The organism is Citrobacter sp. wls716 (assembly GCF_005280975.1).
GTDB classification, from domain to species: Bacteria; Pseudomonadota; Gammaproteobacteria; order Enterobacterales; family Enterobacteriaceae; genus Citrobacter; species Citrobacter youngae.
Map to the genome: position 1 here is coordinate 77,199 of NZ_SZWX01000036.1, position 17,668 is coordinate 94,866.

Annotated in this window: 15 protein-coding genes; 8 read left to right on the top strand and 7 right to left on the bottom strand. The window is 52.3% G+C overall.

Annotated elements, in window-relative coordinates; genetic code table 11:
- Positions 1-5: 5 nt before the first annotated feature.
- From hslV to priA, 4 genes are all read right to left on the bottom strand, one after another.
- Positions 6-536, bottom strand: coding sequence for an ATP-dependent protease subunit HslV (gene hslV / locus FDX24_RS13085; RefSeq protein WP_003028805.1), 531 nt, complete (start codon positions 534-536; stop codon positions 6-8).
- 92 nt (positions 537-628) lie between these two features.
- Positions 629-1,603 carry a cell division protein FtsN gene (gene ftsN / locus FDX24_RS13090; protein ID WP_075551463.1) on the bottom strand — a complete coding sequence of 325 codons (975 nt, stop codon included), beginning with the start codon at positions 1,601-1,603 and terminating at the stop codon, positions 629-631.
- A gap of 93 nt (positions 1,604-1,696) precedes the next feature.
- Positions 1,697-2,722 (bottom strand): DNA-binding transcriptional regulator CytR, encoded by a 1,026-nt coding sequence (gene cytR / locus FDX24_RS13095; RefSeq protein WP_003825179.1) that lies wholly within the window; start codon positions 2,720-2,722, stop codon positions 1,697-1,699.
- Between the two features lie 156 nt (positions 2,723-2,878).
- Positions 2,879-5,077: a primosomal protein N' gene (gene priA, locus FDX24_RS13100; RefSeq protein WP_137364417.1), complete on the bottom strand. Its 2,199-nt coding sequence runs from the start codon at positions 5,075-5,077 to the stop codon at positions 2,879-2,881.
- A 204-nt stretch (positions 5,078-5,281) separates the two neighbouring features.
- On the opposite strand from priA, the gene rpmE reads away from it, so the two are divergent.
- The 3 genes from rpmE to FDX24_RS13115 all read left to right on the top strand — a co-directional run bounded on the left by rpmE (position 5,282) and on the right by FDX24_RS13115 (position 8,029).
- A complete protein-coding gene (gene rpmE / locus FDX24_RS13105) occupies positions 5,282-5,494 on the top strand; it encodes a 50S ribosomal protein L31 (protein WP_003028810.1) in 213 nt (70 codons plus the stop codon).
- A 340-nt stretch (positions 5,495-5,834) separates the two neighbouring features.
- Entirely contained in the window at positions 5,835-6,515 is a 681-nt protein-coding gene (locus tag FDX24_RS13110) for an oligogalacturonate-specific porin KdgM family protein (protein ID WP_137364418.1), read from the top strand.
- An 89-nt stretch (positions 6,516-6,604) separates the two neighbouring features.
- A complete protein-coding gene (locus FDX24_RS13115) occupies positions 6,605-8,029 on the top strand; it encodes an MFS transporter (RefSeq protein ID WP_137364419.1) in 1,425 nt (474 codons plus the stop codon).
- 59 nt (positions 8,030-8,088) lie between these two features.
- Here FDX24_RS13115 and metJ read toward each other — a convergent pair whose 3' ends face one another.
- Entirely contained in the window at positions 8,089-8,406 is a 318-nt protein-coding gene (gene metJ, locus FDX24_RS13120) for a met regulon transcriptional regulator MetJ (protein WP_048213988.1), read from the bottom strand.
- A gap of 265 nt (positions 8,407-8,671) precedes the next feature.
- On the opposite strand from metJ, the gene metB reads away from it, so the two are divergent.
- Positions 8,672-9,832: a cystathionine gamma-synthase gene (gene metB, locus FDX24_RS13125; RefSeq protein WP_137364420.1), complete on the top strand. Its 1,161-nt coding sequence runs from the start codon at positions 8,672-8,674 to the stop codon at positions 9,830-9,832.
- Positions 9,833-9,834: 2 nt separating this feature from the next.
- Positions 9,835-12,267 carry a bifunctional aspartate kinase/homoserine dehydrogenase II gene (gene metL / locus FDX24_RS13130; protein ID WP_048213987.1) on the top strand — a complete coding sequence of 811 codons (2,433 nt, stop codon included), beginning with the start codon at positions 9,835-9,837 and terminating at the stop codon, positions 12,265-12,267.
- A 26-nt stretch (positions 12,268-12,293) separates the two neighbouring features.
- On the opposite strand, the gene FDX24_RS13135 is transcribed toward metL, so the two are convergent.
- The gene (locus FDX24_RS13135) at positions 12,294-13,466 is read right to left on the bottom strand and encodes a cytoplasmic protein (protein ID WP_137364421.1); all 1,173 of its coding nucleotides are present in this window, start codon (positions 13,464-13,466) and stop codon (positions 12,294-12,296) included.
- Between the two features lie 133 nt (positions 13,467-13,599).
- Here FDX24_RS13135 and FDX24_RS13140 point away from each other — a divergent pair, with 133 nt between their 5' ends.
- A complete protein-coding gene (locus tag FDX24_RS13140; protein WP_137364422.1) occupies positions 13,600-15,156 on the top strand; it encodes a bifunctional UDP-sugar hydrolase/5'-nucleotidase in 1,557 nt (518 codons plus the stop codon).
- 38 nt (positions 15,157-15,194) lie between these two features.
- On the opposite strand, the gene FDX24_RS13145 is transcribed toward FDX24_RS13140, so the two are convergent.
- Complete coding sequence (locus FDX24_RS13145) at positions 15,195-15,572, bottom strand: carboxymuconolactone decarboxylase family protein (RefSeq protein ID WP_048213984.1); 378 nt, start codon at positions 15,570-15,572, stop codon at positions 15,195-15,197.
- 89 nt (positions 15,573-15,661) lie between these two features.
- Here FDX24_RS13145 and FDX24_RS13150 point away from each other — a divergent pair, with 89 nt between their 5' ends.
- Entirely contained in the window at positions 15,662-16,570 is a 909-nt protein-coding gene (locus tag FDX24_RS13150) for a LysR family transcriptional regulator (RefSeq protein ID WP_061066978.1), read from the top strand.
- Positions 16,571-16,727: 157 nt separating this feature from the next.
- Entirely contained in the window at positions 16,728-17,615 is an 888-nt protein-coding gene (metF, locus tag FDX24_RS13155; RefSeq protein ID WP_005121692.1) for a methylenetetrahydrofolate reductase, read from the top strand.
- The last annotated feature ends 53 nt before the right edge of the window (positions 17,616-17,668 follow it).

A 17,668-nucleotide genomic window follows, 5' to 3' on the forward strand; every position in this document is an offset into this window, starting at 1 on the left:
GATCCTTACGCTTTGGAGTTCAATTCTTCGATGGTATGGAAGTGGTTGGTATAAATGCAGATATCCCCTGCAATATCCAACGCTTTCTCAGCAATTTCGCGTGCGCCAAGCTCGGTGTTTTCCAGCAGAGCGCGTGCTGCAGCCTGGGCGTAGGGACCGCCGGAGCCGATGGCAATCAGATCGTTTTCTGGCTGAATGACGTCACCGTTACCGGTGATGATGAGCGATGCTGTTTCATCTGCAACGGCCAGCAACGCTTCGAGTTTGCGCAGCATACGGTCGGTACGCCAGTCTTTAGCCAGCTCAACGGCGGCCTTAACCAGGTGACCCTGGTGCATTTCCAGTTTGCGTTCAAACAGTTCAAACAGCGTGAATGCATCCGCAGTCCCGCCCGCAAAGCCCGCAATGACTTTGTCGTTGTACAGACGGCGGACTTTTTTCACGTTGCCTTTCATTACGGTGTTACCCAGTGTGGCCTGACCATCACCGGCGATTACCACATGGCCGTTACGGCGTACGCTTACTATTGTTGTCACGAGCAGACCCCTTGGTTACAAATGCAGAATACAGGCCCCGCACAGTTGTACGGGGCGTAATGCAAGTATAGATGGGGGAGATTTTGGGGGTTTCAACCCCCAGTGGCGAGTCGAATGCAGTTTGTGTGGCCGGCAACTTTCAGGCGGCTGATGGTATTGTCGGCATTTTCCTTGCCTTTCACCGGGCCAATCACCACGCGATTCCAGCCGTTGTTGGTGGTAATGCGGGAGTTGAAGCCTTCAAAAGCCAGCTGCGCCCGCACGGTTTCTGCTTGCTCTGCGCCTTTAAATGACCCGCACTGCACCATCCAGCGGCGTTCGTCTTTTTTCTCCGCCGTCTGTTTTGGCGGCTGCGTTTCATTCGTTATTGGCGCGGCCGGCTGCGTTTTCGGCTGCGCGGCGGTGGTGTGCGCAGGCGTCTGCAACAGATCCTGATACGGCTGCTGGGCCACTGGTTTTGGCTGCGCTTTCGGCTGTTGTACCGGTGCGGCTTGTGCCGTACGCGTTTGTGGCTGCTGGTAAGGCTGTTCCGTCGCCCGTGGGCGCGGCTGCTGAGCCTGCTGCTGCGTGTTGGCCCATTGCTGTTGCTGCACCTGGCGTTGGCGCTGCAGCGTTTGCTGGCGCTGTTCAGGCGTTTGTTCGTTCCACGGTACTTCGTTGAGCTGTGTCGGCTGTTGACGCATATCAGCCTGCATTTGCGCCAGCAACTGGCGCTGCTCATTGGTCAACTGATCGGCGTTAAGCACTTCGCCACCCGCAGAGGGTTCGGTAGGTGCACGCACGCCAGGCTGACGGCTTTCCAGCTCTTTGATATAGCGCCAGCGTTCTTCCGGTTTAGGCGGGATGCCATTACCGGTGACTTTCTGGCTTTGCAGCGTCTCGGACTCTTCTTTCTTGTGATGCGTAATGAAGTACAGACCACCGATAAAGGTCACGAGTACGGCTGCAGCAATAGCGACCATCGCGGGGGATACCGCTGGCGTACTGCGTTGCTTTTTCCGTGATGTGCTCTTTTTGCGCCGCGAAGGTGCCGGTTGGCCGCGACGTACATAATCTCGTTGTGCCACTATCGTTTCGCTGTATTTATTCGTTCGTCAGCCCGCCATGTTACTTAAGCGACGGGCCTTTGACCAGACAGGGGAGTCCGAAAGCACTTTACTTTACGTCAGTGCCCGGGTAGTACCCCGAATAATTAGCTCGCAGTCCAGTAAACGTGAGCCACTGCTGACGCTCTGCCCTTGTAATTGATCGAGCAGTAACAGCATAGCTTCACGTCCGATATCGAAACGCGGTTGTGCGACGGTTGTCAGGGGTGGATCACAAAATTCCGTCAGTGAAATATTATCGAAGCCAATGATAGATAAATCATCCGGTACTTTTAAGCCCTGACGTTTGGCGTAAGAGAGTGCGCCAAGCGCCATCACATCGCTGTGACAAAAGACCGCGGTCGGAGGTTGCGGTAGCTCAAGCAGCTGTTTTAACGCGTTGGCGCCCGCTTCATAGGTGAAATCACCGCGCGCGATGAAGTGTGGATCGACGGTAATTCCACTGCGGCGTAGTGCCTGAACATAGCCTTGCAGGCGGTAGTGGCACAGCGGCATATCCTCTGGCCCGGCAATACAACCAATGCGCTTATGCCCCAGTTCCAGCAGATAATTCATCGCGTTAAAGGCGGCAGTGAGGTTATCAATGTGCACGGTGGGCAGTTCCAGCTCTGGCGCGAACTCGTTGGACATGACCATCGGCGGCAAGTTGCGTTGCTCTTCCACGCTGGCATCAAACGGCAGGCGCGAGCTGAGCAGCACCATGCCATCGATCTGCTTGGTGATTATGAGATTGAGGAAGGTCTTTTCCTGCTGGTTCTGGTGCGCGCAATCGCCGATCAGCACCAGATATCCCTGTTCTGCGGCGGTCACTTCTATGCCGCGAATCACTTCGCTAAAAAAGGGATCGCAGATATCCGGCACAATCACCAGAATGGTACGTGACTCATTACGCTTAACATTGCGTCCCATTGATTGGGGTAAATATCCCACTTCCAGCGCGGCCTGCTCAACCTTGTTACGGGTTGACTGTGAGACTTTGTCCGGGTTCATTAATGCGCGGGATACGGTTGCCGTTGAGACTTTCGCCTTCAGAGCAACATCTTTCATCGTAGCGGCGGCAACCTGCTTATTCGGTTTCACTCTTTCTCCTCGCCAGAGGGCTGCTGGCACAGACTCGTCCCTGGGTAACCTTCATCTGAAACATTTTTATCAGATAGTTAATGGAAGCGGTTACAGAATTTTCATAAAAAGTGTGATGGATGTTTAATTTTACGATCCGCCTCGCATCATGAGGCATTATCCCTCGATGGGATCGACATCCAGCACCCATTTAACCTTACGTGCATCGGGTAACGTATTGATCAGCGCCAGCGTGCCGCTGACGATATGTTGCAGGCGAATTCTCGACGGGTGCTGCAACAAAATTTGCCAGCGATAGCGACCGCCGCGTTTGGGCGCCAGGGCGGGAACCGGGCCGAGCACCCACAGCTTGTCATCAGACAGCGGACTGGCCTGAATCAGATTTCGTAACTGCTGTAAGAACATTGGCGCATGCTGGTTATTATGATCTTCTGCCCGCACGATCACATGGCTGGTCCACGGTGGAAGCTGGAGTGTTTGTCGCTCGGCCAGCGCCTGTTCGGCAAATGCGTCATAACCTTTATACAGCAAGGTTTGTAGCAACGGATGTTCAGGATGGTGCGTTTGCAGCACCACTTCGCCCTGCTTCCCGGCGCGCCCAGCTCGTCCGGAAACCTGGGTATAAAGTTGGGCGAAACGTTCAGCCGAACGGAAATCGGCAGAGAATAGCGCCCCGTCAACATCCAGCAGTGCAACCAGCGTGACATCCGGAAAGTGGTGGCCTTTGGCCAGCATTTGTGTGCCGATAAGAATGCGAGCGCCGCCGCGATGCACTTCCGCCAGATGCTGCTCCAGCGAGCCTTTACGGCTGGTTGTGTCGCGATCGATGCGTGAAATCGGCACACCGGGGAAAAACGGTGCCAGAGCCTGCTCAAGCTGTTCGGTGCCAAGTCCAACCGGAACCATATGCGTCGAGCCGCAGGAAGGACACTGACGCGGTATTGGGCGCTGGCTGTCGCAGTGGTGGCAGCGTAAATGGTGCTGTGCCTGATGCAGGGTATAGTAGTGATCGCAGCGCGGACATTCGGCAATCCAGCCGCAGTCGTGGCACAGCAGCGCAGGGGCAAAACCCCGGCGGTTCAAAAACAGAATTACCTGGTTATCTGCTTGCAGATGCTGACGCATGCGGGTGATAAGCGCAGGGGCGAGTCCGGCCTGCACCTGCTGACCTTTGAGATCCAGCACGTGCTGAGTGGCTGGGCGTGCGTTTCCGGCGCGTCGCGTCAGGCGCAACATGCGGTATTTGTTCTGCCGCACGTTGTACAGCGTTTCCAGCGCCGGGGTGGCTGAGCCGAGAATAATCGGGATCTGCTCACTGTGGGCGCGATAAACCGCGAGGTCGCGCGCATGATAGCGCCAGCCTTCCTGCTGTTTATAAGAGCTGTCGTGCTCTTCGTCGATGACGATCACGCCGAGGTTTTTAAACGGCGTAAACAGCGAGGAGCGCGTGCCGATAACAATCGCCGCTTCGCCATTCTTTGCTTTCAGCCAGGCTGAAAGACGTTCGCTGTCGTTCAATCCGGAGTGCAGGACTTCGACCGGCGCATTAAAGCGTTCACGAAAACGGGCAATAGTTTGCGGCGTCAGGCCAATCTCCGGCACCATTACCAGCGCCTGTTTGCCCTGGGCAAGGACATTTTCCAGTACGCTTAGATAGACCTCTGTTTTGCCCGACCCTGTCACGCCCGCTAATAGCCAGGCGCTAAAGCTGTCCGACGCGCTATGAATCGCGCCAACAGCGGTGGCTTGCTCGGTATTCAGCCGCAGACGCTCACCGGAAACGGCGTAGTGCGTACGCCAGTCGCTAAAGCCTGGCGTTTCACTCGCCAGGGAGCACAGACCTTTTTTCCGCAACGCCTGTAATGCGGCGTCATTAAATTCCAGTTCAGCGACCTGGTCGCGCCATATTTTTCCCTGGCGTAGCGCAGCCAGCGCCTGCTGCTGTTTGGGAGAGCGCTTCAGGCTGTTCAGATCAATAACCTGGCCTTCTTCAGTGGCAAACCAGTACCACATGGGCGCGTTAGTCGCCGGACGTCCCTGGCGCAGTAAAATTGGCAGAGCGTGAAACAGTACGTCACCGATAGGATGATGATAATAATCCGCCGCCCACAACAGCAGACGCCAGACAGAGGTCGAGTAGACCGGTTCGCTGTCCAGCACTTCGAGAACGGCTTTCAATTCGCTCCGCGGTAGTTCACTGTGCTCGCTGACGGACAGGACGATGCCCACGCGCTCCTGCTGCTTGCCAAAGGGCACGCGTACACGGCACCCGGCTTTGGCGCTCATGCCTTCCGGCAGGAGGTAGTCAAAGGTGCGAGGTAGCGGAACGGGTAAGGCAACGTGCGCAACGGGCATTGAATCATCCTGACTTGAAATCTGGCGGGTTAGTATACACATTAGTGGAGGGTAGAATGCGGATCAGTTTGCATGAGCAGGTTAATTTCTGTATGATTCGCCGCCTTTGATGCAAATTTGTATCACTGACCTATACTATTAACATCGCGTGGTGTCTGGCGTTAGGGCTGGAAGAGCGACGCGGCCTTAAACCGAGGTTTTCCCATGAAAAAAGATATTCACCCGAAATACGAAGAAATTACTGCAAACTGCTCTTGCGGTAACGTCATTAAAATCCGCTCTACTGTCGGTCACGATCTGAACCTCGACGTGTGCAGCAAGTGCCACCCGTTCTATACTGGCAAGCAGCGTGATGTTGCTACCGGTGGCCGTGTTGATCGCTTCAACAAGCGTTTCAGCATCCCGGGCAGCAAATAAGTTCCTGCTGTCAGAAAAAAGCGCCTTATGGCGCTTTTTTTGTATCTGTACTTGATAATAAAACTTACATTGATGTATTGAATGATGTTTCACTTTTAATAAATGAAACAGTGTTTTTATTTTTTAAGATAAAATATTCGCACTAGTGATCTTCGTCATTTTTATCTTCTGTTCTTTGCCACTCATGCCAATTCCTGGCAAAATCTCAAAGGTTTATCCCCTCTTTCTAAAATACACTTTCGCGGAAATATAAAATTATTCTTACGACTCTATTGCTTTCCTGTTTATAGCCCGGAATGTGATGGTGAATTTTCTTTATTTAGTGTGAAAAGGGATTGTCATGAAATTTAAATCTACCTTGTTACTTATTCCATTATTATCTGCGGCCGCGCAGGCGGGTTATGTTGATTACCGCCATGAATATTATGATGACGGGCGAAATTACGATCGTGTTTATATGTCTCATCGTTTTGCTACAGGTTTTGGTGTAGCGGTAGAGGCCATTTCACGTTCTGAAGATACGCAATCGAACGATGCGTGGAATAATATGGAAAGTAACGGTAACGAGTATACGGCAAGTTACCAGTTTACCTGGCGGGATCTCATCTGGCAGCCAGGTATTGCGATCGAAACGGGCGATAACATCACGATTTATAAACCTTATATCCGCGTGCAGTACAACATCAACGACAGCTGGTGGACCGCGTTCCGCTATCGTCAGGAGTACATGCGCAGAAACACTGACGGCAAAGATGACCGCATGATCTATCGTCCGGAAGCCTGGCTTGGTTATAACGTCAATAACTGGATGTTTGAGCTAAACGGTATTTATAAAATTGCCGATAGCGAAGATTTATATAACAACCGGAAAGATGATTATGAATATAACTTCCGTGTCGCTTATAAAATAGATTCCTGGGTTCCATTTATTGAAATTGGTAATGTTTCTTCGGGTTATGACACCACCACGACTGACGATCGCCAGACCCGCTATCGTGTCGGCCTCGGTTATAACTTCTGATTGTTAATACTCTGCGTATTGGTTTATTACGTTGAACACCAGGATATACGCATAGTTTGCGTGAATAATATGTCTAAGGAGTTGACATCATGTCTAATGATGGAACAGTGAGTGGAAGCAATCAAGATATTGTCGTCAGACCTTTCGGATTCAGGGATAAAATTGGTTATTTGTGTGGTGACCTGGGAACCTGTTTTATTCTTGGGTTAGTAAATAGTTTTTTAATGATTTATTACACTAACGTCCTCGGCATTTCAGGAGTTATTGTCGGCTCGCTCTATTTTGTGACTAAGCTCTTTGATGCGTTTGTCGATGTTGGTGTAGGGCGCTTATGCGATACCTCTAAATTGACGGTACATGGACGATTTAATCCGTGGGTGCGCCGTATGAAGTACCCGTTCTGCATCATTGCGGTGGTCCTGTTCCTGCCGTTTGTGAATGATTTTTCTTATACGGCGAAAATTATCTATATCTGCTGTTCCTATTTTGTTTACGGTTCACTGTTATCGACAGTCAGCATTCCATATGGCGCCATGTCTGCGGCGATTAGCTCGAACCCGGAAGATCGGGTGTCACTGTCAACCTGGCGCAACGTGGGTTCCGCCATCGGCGGTGGAGCAACCGGCTTTTTTATCCCGATTCTGATGTACACCACCCTGGTGGACGGAAGTCAGGTGATTTCCGGGCAACATTTTTTCTGGATTGCTATTGGTTGTGCCGTACTGGGCTTTATCTTTTTAACGTTGACCTGTCAGTTAACAACAGAACGTGTGCGCGTGGAGCGAAAAGAGAGTATGCCCGTATCGGTGCTGCTGAAGGGATTGTTACGCAATAAAGCACTGATCGTTTTAGTTGTGGTGGATCTGCTGATTGTGATTAACCAGGGGTTGTCAGGTACCAACATGACTTACCTGTTTAATGACTACTTCCACAACAAAGAGGCCATGTCCGTGGCGTTGCTATTTACCTTCGGCTCTCTGGTTTTGCTGGCACCCTCGGCATCCTGGCTGACGAAGCGGTTTGGCAAAAAAGAGGCCAGCGTCGGCGCATTGCTCTTTGCGGTGGCGATGTATCTGATTATGTACTTCATCCATATTACGGACGCGAAAGTCTATTTGGTTTTCCTGTTCCTGGCGACGCTGGGGGCAGGGCTATTCAACCTGATGATTTGGGCGTTTATGACTGATGTTTGTGATTATCATCAGTATGTCACCGGCGATCGTGAGGATGGTACGGTTTACGGTGTGAACTTCTTTGCCCGCAAGGTGGGTCAGGCGTGTGCAGGGGCGATTGGTGGCTTTATGCTGGCCATCATTGGTTATCAATCTTCGTCAACGGGCGGTGCAGTGCAAACCAGCATTGTGCAGGAAAATATTTATACGATGGCAAATCTCTTGCCGGCTTTGTGCCTGTTTTTGGCGGCGGTTATTCTGATTTATTGCTATCCATTGAACCGCAGAGAAACGCTCAAAATGGAAGAAACATTGAATAAAATCAATGGTATTAGAAAATAACGTTGTGAGAAACGGCGGGGTTATCCCGCCTTTTCTCTTTTTTTCTAACCGTCAGCTGATCAGTACTCCCACGTCTCCGGGTCGATCCCCAGTTCACGCATGATGATCTTCGCCTCTTCCGGGATCTCATCACTGCGTTCTTTGCGCAGATCCTCGTCGTTTGGCAACGGTTGTCCGGTAAAGGCGTGCAGAAACGCTTCACACAGCAGTTCGCTGTTGGTGGCGTGGCGCAGGTTATTGACCTGACGACGCGTGCGTTCATCGGTAAGGATTTTTAACACCTTCAGAGGAATGGAAACCGTAATTTTTTTGACTTGCTCACTCTTCTTACCGTGCTCAGCGTATGGGCTGATATATTCGCCGCTCCATTCAGCCATGAGATACCTAATCCTCTTTGTCATTAATATTGAGGCCAGAACCTGAGCCCGGACCATAATTGCGCGTAGTTTATCGTAGTGGCGCGGCCCTGACACGAAGTTAGCCGACGCAAATGTACGCTAATGCATATAATTTTAACGGCTATTTCCTGTTTGCTCAATCTATACGCAAAGAAGTTTAGATGTCCAGATGTATTGACGGCTATTGTAACAATGATTACTCTGGTGTCTGACTTTTCACCGACTCAGCCAGGATCTCCTCAATATGACGCGTAAACAGGCCACCATTGCAGTGCGTAGCGGATTAAATGACGACGAGCAGTACGGTTGCGTTGTCCCGCCGATTCACCTCTCCAGTACCTATAATTTCACCGGTTTTAATGAGCCTCGTGCTCATGACTATTCACGCCGTGGCAACCCGACGCGTGATGTGGTTCAGCGTGCGCTGGCGGAGTTGGAGGGGGGCGCTGGTGCAGTGCTGACCAATACCGGCATGTCGGCGATTCATCTGGTCACCACGGTGTTTCTGAAGCCTGGCGATCTGCTGGTCGCACCGCACGACTGTTACGGTGGTAGTTACCGCCTGTTTGACAGTCTGGCAAAACGTGGCTGTTATCGTGTGCTGTTTGTCGATCAGGGTGATGATCAGGCGCTGAAAGCGGCGCTGGCAGAAAAACCGAAGCTGGTGCTGGTCGAAAGTCCAAGCAACCCGCTGCTGCGCGTGGTAGATATTGCAAAAATCTGCCAACTGGCACGTGAGGCTGGTGCGGTGAGCGTTGTCGACAACACTTTTTTAAGTCCTGCACTGCAAAATCCACTGGCATTGGGCGCCGATCTGGTGTTGCATTCATGCACGAAATATTTAAACGGTCACTCAGACGTGGTGGCTGGTGTTGTTATAGCCAAAGATCCGGAAACGGTCACTGAACTGGCATGGTGGGCGAATAATATTGGCGTGACCGGCGGCGCATTTGATAGTTATCTGCTGTTGCGCGGCCTGCGTACTCTGTCACCGCGTATGGAGGTGGCGCAACGTAATGCTCAGGCTATTGTGGACTACCTGCAAACCCAGCCGCTGGTGAAGAAACTGTATCATCCGTCACTGCCGGATAATCAGGGGCATGAGATTGCCGCGCGTCAGCAAAAAGGGTTTGGCGCGATGTTGAGTTTTGAACTGGATGGCGACGAGCAAACATTGCGTCGCTTCCTCGGCGGGTTGTCATTGTTTACGCTGGCGGAATCGTTAGGGGGCGTTGAAAGTCTGATCTCCCACGCCGCGACCATGACACATGCGGGTATGGCGCCAGAAGCGCGTGCTGCTGCCGGAATTTCGGAAACGTTGTTGCGTATCTCCACCGGTATTGAAGATGGCGAAGATTTAATTGCCGACCTGGAAAATGGCTTCCGGGCTGCAAACAAGGGGTAAACATGAGTGTGATTGCGCAGGCAGGGGCGAAGGGTCGTCAACTGCACAAATTTGGTGGTAGTAGTCTGGCAGACGTGAAATGTTATTTGCGTGTCGCAGGTATTATGGCGGAGTACTCGCAGCCTGACGATATGATGGTTGTTTCCGCTGCGGGCAGTACCACTAACCAGTTGATTAGCTGGCTGAAGTTAAGCCAGACCGATCGTCTTTCTGCGCATCAGGTTCAACAGGCGTTACGTCGCTATCAAAGCGAGCTTATCAGCGGTTTGTTACCTCCTGAGGTGGCGGATGGGTTGATCGGCGCGTTTATTCACGATCTGGAACGCCTGGCCGGGTTACTCGACAGCGGTGTAAACGATGCCGTTTATGCTGAAGTCGTCGGGCATGGCGAGGTGTGGTCCGCGCGTTTGATGTCCGCTGTCCTTAATCAACAGGGGCTGGAATCGGCCTGGCTGGATGCGCGTGAGTTTTTACGTGCTGAACGCGGCGCTCAGCCGCAGGTGGATGAAGGTCTTTCTTACCCATTACTGCAGCAACTGCTGGCGCAGCATCCGGGTAAGCGCCTGGTGGTGACTGGTTTTATCAGCCGTAGCAATGCGGGTGAAACGGTCCTGCTGGGGCGTAACGGCTCTGACTACTCGGCGACGCAGGTTGGTGCGCTGGCGGGCGTTTCTCGTGTCACCATCTGGAGCGATGTCGCCGGGGTTTACAGCGCGGATCCGCGTAAAGTAAAAGACGCCTGTTTGCTGCCGCTGCTGCGTCTTGATGAAGCCAGCGAGCTGGCGCGTCTGGCGGCTCCGGTTCTGCATGCCCGCACCTTACAGCCGGTTTCGGGTAGCGATATCGACCTCCAGTTGCGCTGTAGCTACACGCCGGATCAGGGATCAACGCGGATTGAGCGAGTACTGGCTTCTGGTACCGGGGCGCGCATCGTGACCAGCCATGACGACGTCTGTCTGATTGAGTTTCAGGTTCCCACCGGCCAGGACTTTAAGCTGGCCTACAAAGAAGTCGACCAGATTTTAAAACGCACCCAGGTGCGTCCACTGGCGGTGGGCGTGCATCCTGACCGTCAGTTGCTGCAATTTTGCTATACCTCCGAAGTCGCTGACGGCGCACTGAAAATTCTTGATGAAGCCGGTTTGCCGGGCGAGCTGCGTCTGCGCCAGGGGCTGGCGCTGGTGGCGATGGTTGGGGCAGGCGTAACGCGCAATCCGCTGCATTGCCACCGTTTCTGGCAACAGTTAAAAGGCCAGCCAGTCGAGTTTACCTGGCAGTCGGAAGAGGGGATCAGTCTGGTTGCGGTACTGCGTACCGGCCCGACCGAAAGCCTGATTCAGGGTTTGCATCAGTCTATTTTCCGCGCAGAAAAACGTATTGGTCTGGTGCTGTTCGGCAAGGGGAATATTGGTTCACGCTGGCTGGAACTGTTTGCTCGCGAACAAACAACGCTTTCCGCGCGTACCGGGTTTGAATTCGTGCTGGCAGGCGTGGTGGATAGCCGCCGCAGCCTGCTGAACTATGAAGGGCTGGATGCCAGCCGTGCCCTGGCCTTCTTCGACGACGAAGCGGTAGAGCAGGATGAAGAGGCGCTATTCCTGTGGATGCGCGCCCACCCGTATGATGATTTAGTGGTGCTGGATGTGACGGCCAGTGAACAATTGGCCGATCAATATCTGGACTTCGCCAGCCATGGTTTCCATGTCATTAGCGCCAATAAACTGGCGGGGGCGAGTACCAGTGATAAGTATCGCCAAATTCATGATGCTTTCGAAAAAACCGGTCGCCACTGGCTGTATAACGCCACCGTGGGCGCAGGTTTGCCGATCAACCATACTGTGCGCGATCTGATTGATAGTGGCGATACGATTCTGTCGATCAGCGGGATCTTCTCCGGCACGTTATCCTGGCTGTTTCTGCAATTTGATGGCACGGTCCCGTTCACCGATCTGGTGGATCAGGCCTGGCAGCAAGGACTAACTGAACCGGACCCGCGCGTCGATCTTTCTGGCAAAGATGTGATGCGTAAGCTGGTGATCCTGGCGCGTGAAGCAGGTTACGATATTGAGCCGGACCAGGTTCGCGTTGAGTCACTGGTGCCTGCGCACTGCGAAGAAGGCTCCATTGACCATTTCTTTGAAAATGGCGATGAGTTGAACGAACAGATGGTGCAACGTCTGGAAGCTGCACGTGAAATGGGGCTGGTGTTGCGCTACGTGGCGCGTTTTGACGCCAATGGTAAAGCGCGTGTGGGTGTTGAAGCGGTCCGCGCTGAACACCCGCTGGCAGCGCTGTTGCCGTGCGATAACGTGTTCGCCATTGAAAGCCGCTGGTATCGTGATAACCCGCTGGTGATCCGCGGGCCGGGCGCAGGTCGTGATGTGACCGCCGGTGCTATCCAGTCCGACATCAACCGTTTGGCGCAGTTGCTGTAGTTTGCGTTGCCGGATGGCGCTTACGCTTATCCGGCCTGGCGATGACACAAACCGTAGGCCCGGTAAGCGGCAGCGCCACCGGGCAAATCCAGGATGTTGTATTTCTCTGTCAGCGTCCTTATCGTCTGAAACACAGAATGGGCAGAGTAACGTGGGCTTTGCTGAAATTCCGTCTGTTGCTGCAACCAGTTGAGAAAATGATGACTTGCCGCCAGGGTTATTGACGCTCCTTTTTCAACCTGACCCTCTGTTAACAAACACACCATTTTACGCGTGTCGCCTTGTTGCCAAATTTGCCACTGGTTTTGCCACCATCCCTGATAACTTTTGCCCAGTAACTGCCAGGGCCTGGTGTGTTGATCGTCGCTGATTTCTTCATCCACAAACCAAAGCGAGGCGTGATGTTCGCGAAATTGTTCCGCCCATGCGGTAATCACTGCGCCGCGCAGAAAGCATTCGTGGGCAATAATGTGCGTTTTTACCGCAGGCCAGAGATGGCTCAGGACGCGGAAATGCCCATGCGCGGTAATGACCGGGCGTAAAATTGCGCCGCTGGCGTTACGTTTGAGCATCGCGCTGCCGTACTGAATTTCGTCAAATTGGCTGCGGCGTAAAAACTGCGTTTCTCGCTGACTGACTCGTTCCACAATATCATCATGACTCACCACTGGCTCAGTGCTGCCGCGCCAGCGGTAACGCAATGAAGCCCCGGCAGGATGAGGTGTGAAATTGCTGGAAATATGCAGAATATTACCGCGAATAGCGTCAAAACTGAGCAACACATAGAGTTGCTGATCTGCACTGGCACCCTGAAAAGGTACGATCAGAGAGACTGTTGCGATTTGTTCGGGCGGTTGGATGGCGACGAGCGGTTGCCGCTTTGGTGTCCAGACCTTTTTGCAGCTCCGGCACTGAACGCGTTGGCTGCCCTGAGGGTTATGCCCATAGAGGATGGTTTCCCGCTGATAACAACGTGGGCAAAAATGACCGCTTTGGGCGGCAAAATCCGTTAAATATGCTGACAACCACCTACCAAACTGTTCCTCATTAAACAGCGGGGGATAGCTGCCGCATGCCCGGCAATGCAGTGCGGCATAACCCAGCCGATACTCTGGCCAGCTGTAATCTGCTGAGCTCGCCAGTCCCAGATTTTGGCAGCCAAAGGATTTACAGCAATTGATAGTGAACGGAGATGTCATCGTATTACCAACGATTTTTAATGGTCGTTGATTTTGACCCGCGACTATCACCGGTGGATGTGAGTTTTCTCACATAAAAAACCCTTTCAGAACGTAACGTAGCGATTCTTTATATGACTGAAAGGGATTGATTATGAAGTTAAAAATGCTTGCTGTTGGTGTTCTGGTATTGTTGCCGCTTTGGGCGAGTGCCAAAGATGTCACAATTATCTATACCAACGATCTTCACGCCCACGTTGAACCTTATAAAGTCCCATGGATTGCGGATGGCACGCGTGACATTGGCGGTTGGGCCAATATCACGACGATGGTGAAGCAGGAGAAAGCGAAAAACAGCGCCACCTGGTTTTTTGATGCGGGTGATTATTTTACCGGGCCGTATATCAGCAGTCTGACCAAGGGTAAGGCGATTATCGATATCATGAACACCATGAATTTTGATGCTGTCACCATGGGTAATCATGAATTCGATCACGGTTGGGACAATACGCTGTTGCAACTGAGTCAGGCGAAATTCCCCATCGTGCAGGGTAATATCTTTTATCAGAACAGCAGCAAAATGTTCTGGGATAAGCCTTACACCATTATTGAAAAAGATGGCGTGAAGATTGGCGTGATTGGCCTGCACGGCGTGTTTGCTTTTGATGATACGGTTTCTGCGGCGACACGTATTGGTATCGAAGCGCGTGATGAAGTGAAGTGGTTGCAACGCTATATCGATGAGCTTAAAGGCAAAGTCGATCTCACCGTGGCGCTGATCCATGAAGGCACGCCAGCGCGTCAGTCCAGTCTGGGCGGCACCGATGTGCGCCGTGCGCTGGATAAAGACATCCAGACCGCAGGCCAGGTGCAGGGGCTGGATATCCTGATCACCGGTCATGCGCATGTTGGCACGCCGGAGCCGATTAAAGTCGGTAATACCCTGATCCTTTCCACCGACAGCGGGGGCATTGATGTGGGTAAACTGGTGCTGGATTATCAGCAGAAACCGCATCAATTTACCGTGAAGAATTTCGAGCTAAAGACCATTTTTGCGGATGAATGGCAACCAGACCCGCAGACGAAACAGGTCATCGATGGCTGGAATAAAAAGCTTGATAAGGTGGTACAACAAACGGTTGCAAACTCTCCGGTTGAGCTGACGCGTGCTTACGGTGAATCTTCTTCGTTGGGCAATCTGGCGGCGGATGCGCTGCTGGTGGCGGCAGGTAAAGATACCCAATTAGCGCTTACTAACTCAGGCGGCATCCGTAATGAAGTCCCCGCAGGAGCCATCACCATGGGGGCGGTCATTAGCACCTTCCCGTTCCCGAACGAGCTGGCCACAATGGATCTCACCGGGAAGCAGTTGCGTAGTTTGATGGAGCACGGTGCGAGTTTAAGTAACGGTGTTTTGCAGGTATCTAAAGGCCTGGAGATGAAGTATGACAGCAGTAAACCGGTCGGTCAGCGAGTCACCGTATTGACGTTAAACGGCCAACCCATTGAAGACGCCACCATCTATCACATTGCCACCAATAGCTTCCTGGCGGACGGTGGTGATGGTTTTGCCGCATTTACCGAAGGTAAAGCGCGAAATACATCCGGAGGCTACTACATCTCTAATGCGGTTGTTGATTATTTCAAAGCGGGAAATCCGCTGACGGATGAGCAACTCAAAGGCATGCGTGTGGCAGATGTGAAACCGTAGCGAGCTCAGGCCAGCAGACAATCCGCTGGCCTGTTGTTTTAGCCTCTGTGAGAGGCAAACACCTCTTTCGCGGCAAACAAACCATTGAGTGCCGCGGGGAAGCCAGCATATACGGCCATCTGCATAATCACTTCAACGATCTCATCCTGCGTTAAACCCACGTGTAATGCCGCGCCAATATGTACTTTCAGTTGCGGTGTGGCGTTACCCAGCGCAGTTAATGCCGCGACGGTAGCTATTTCTCTACTGCGTAAATCCAGCCCCGGTCTTGAATAGATGTCGCCAAAAGGAAATTCAATCAGGTATTGGGCGAAGTCTGGCGCAATGTCCTGCAGACTTTCGATGACTGCATCGCCCCCTTTGCCATCTACTTTTTGCAACATCTCCTGGCCGGTAATAAAGCGTTCTGAAAGCATCATTTCTTCCTCTATCGTGTGGTCTGTGGCGTGAGGATAGAGCGCGCAGAATGATTGGGATAATACCGTTTCCGTGATACTTTTTTGGTATGACAATATCGCCCCTGCACTCTCTGGATATCCGTCTGCTGCGCTACTTCACCGTAGTGGCCGAAGAGAACAACATGAGTCGTGCGGCGCAACGTCTTTTTATGTCGCAGCCGCCGCTAAGCCGTCATATTCGCCAGCTTGAAGAACGCCTGGGGGTGACGCTTTTTGTCCGTCATACCCGTGGGCTTACGCTGACGGAGGACGGCCAGCGCGTACTTGAAATGGTGCGTCCGCTGCTGGCGCTACAGGACAAGACCTATATTGCATTGAGCCAGTTGGCGCAGATGGAGGTGCAACCTCTGCGTTTAGGATTAAGCACGGCGTTTGAACAGGGCGTTTTTGTGGCGCTTGAATCAACGCTAAATGCTCGTGTAAAAATGCTGCGTGTCATGCGTCACGGCTCACCTGAACTTGTTCGTCAGGTAAGGCGAGGCAAACTGGATGCGGCGCTGGTGGCTTTGCCTATTGAGGCATCTGGGCTTACCGTCACCCCTTTAGCCTGGCAAGAGCCGATAATTGCTGCATTACCCTCCTTTTGGTCAGAGGCTTGTACGGCTTCTCTTTCTTTATCGGCACTCAACCACCGACCGTTGTTCTGGTTCCAGCGGGAACGTAACCCGGCTTTCTTTGACTATACCCGGCAGATTTTCCACCGCGCTGGTTACTCTCCTTCCTGTCTTGAAGAACCACTGGAGCATGATGTGCTGCTTGCGCGGATTGCCCAGGGCGATGGTTTAAGTTTGCTCCCGGCTTCATTTGCTGCTATCCAGCGCCAGGGCGTGGTATTCCATCCACTGAGCGATGCTGAGCTGTGTATCCGTGCCGGGTTAGTGATGTTGCCTGAAAATGAGAGCCGGTTGCAGTGGGTGCAAGAACTCATGACGCAATCCCTCATCAATTCAGACTGATGTGAATTTTTTTCACGTTGGCTGAGTATTCCTCACCTTTAGCGATGATTTTTGTGTTGACGCCAGCATGCTTTTCCGTCATTTTTACATCTAGACGTCTAAACGTATAGCAGTTCACAACACAACATATAACGACAAAAGATTGATGAGGTAAGGTATGAGCTTTTTTCACGCCAACCAGCGGGAAGCCCTGAATCAGAGCCTGGCAGAAGTTGCCGGTCAGATTAACGTTTCATTTGAGTTTTTCCCGCCGCGCACCAGTGAAATGGAGCAAACCCTGTGGAACTCCATCGATCGCCTGAGCAGCCTGAAGCCGAAGTTTGTTTCAGTCACTTACGGTGCAAACTCTGGTGAGCGCGACCGTACTCACAGCATTATTAAAGGTATTAAGGATCGCACGGGTCTTGAAGCGGCGCCGCACCTGACCTGCATTGATGCGACCCGTGATGAGCTGCGTACCATTGCTCAGGACTACTGGAACAACGGTATTCGTCATATTGTTGCCCTGCGCGGTGACCTGCCGCCGGGAAGCGGTAAACCAGATATGTATGCTTCTGACCTGGTGACGCTGCTGAAAGACGTTGCTGACTTTGATATCTCCGTTGCGGCTTACCCGGAAGTGCACCCGGAAGCAAAGAGTGCTCAGGCTGATTTGCTGAACCTGAAGCGTAAGGTTGATGCCGGTGCGAACCGTGCGATTACCCAGTTCTTCTTCGATGTAGAAAGCTATCTGCGTTTTCGCGATCGCTGCGTGTCTGCGGGTATCGATGTGGAAATTATTCCGGGTATCCTGCCAGTCTCCAACTTTAAGCAGGCGAAAAAATTTGCCGACATGACCAATGTTCGTATCCCTTCCTGGATGTCGACAATGTTTGATGGTCTGGATGATGATGCCGAAACCCGCAAGCTGGTAGGGGCGAATATCGCCATGGACATGGTGAAGATCCTCAGTCGCGAAGGGGTGAAAGATTTTCACTTCTATACGCTCAACCGCGCTGAGATGAGCTACGCTATTTGTCACACACTGGGTGTAAGACCGAATTAAACAGATGCCCCAGCCCTCTACGGAGGGCTTTTTATTGATCATTTTGATCTACA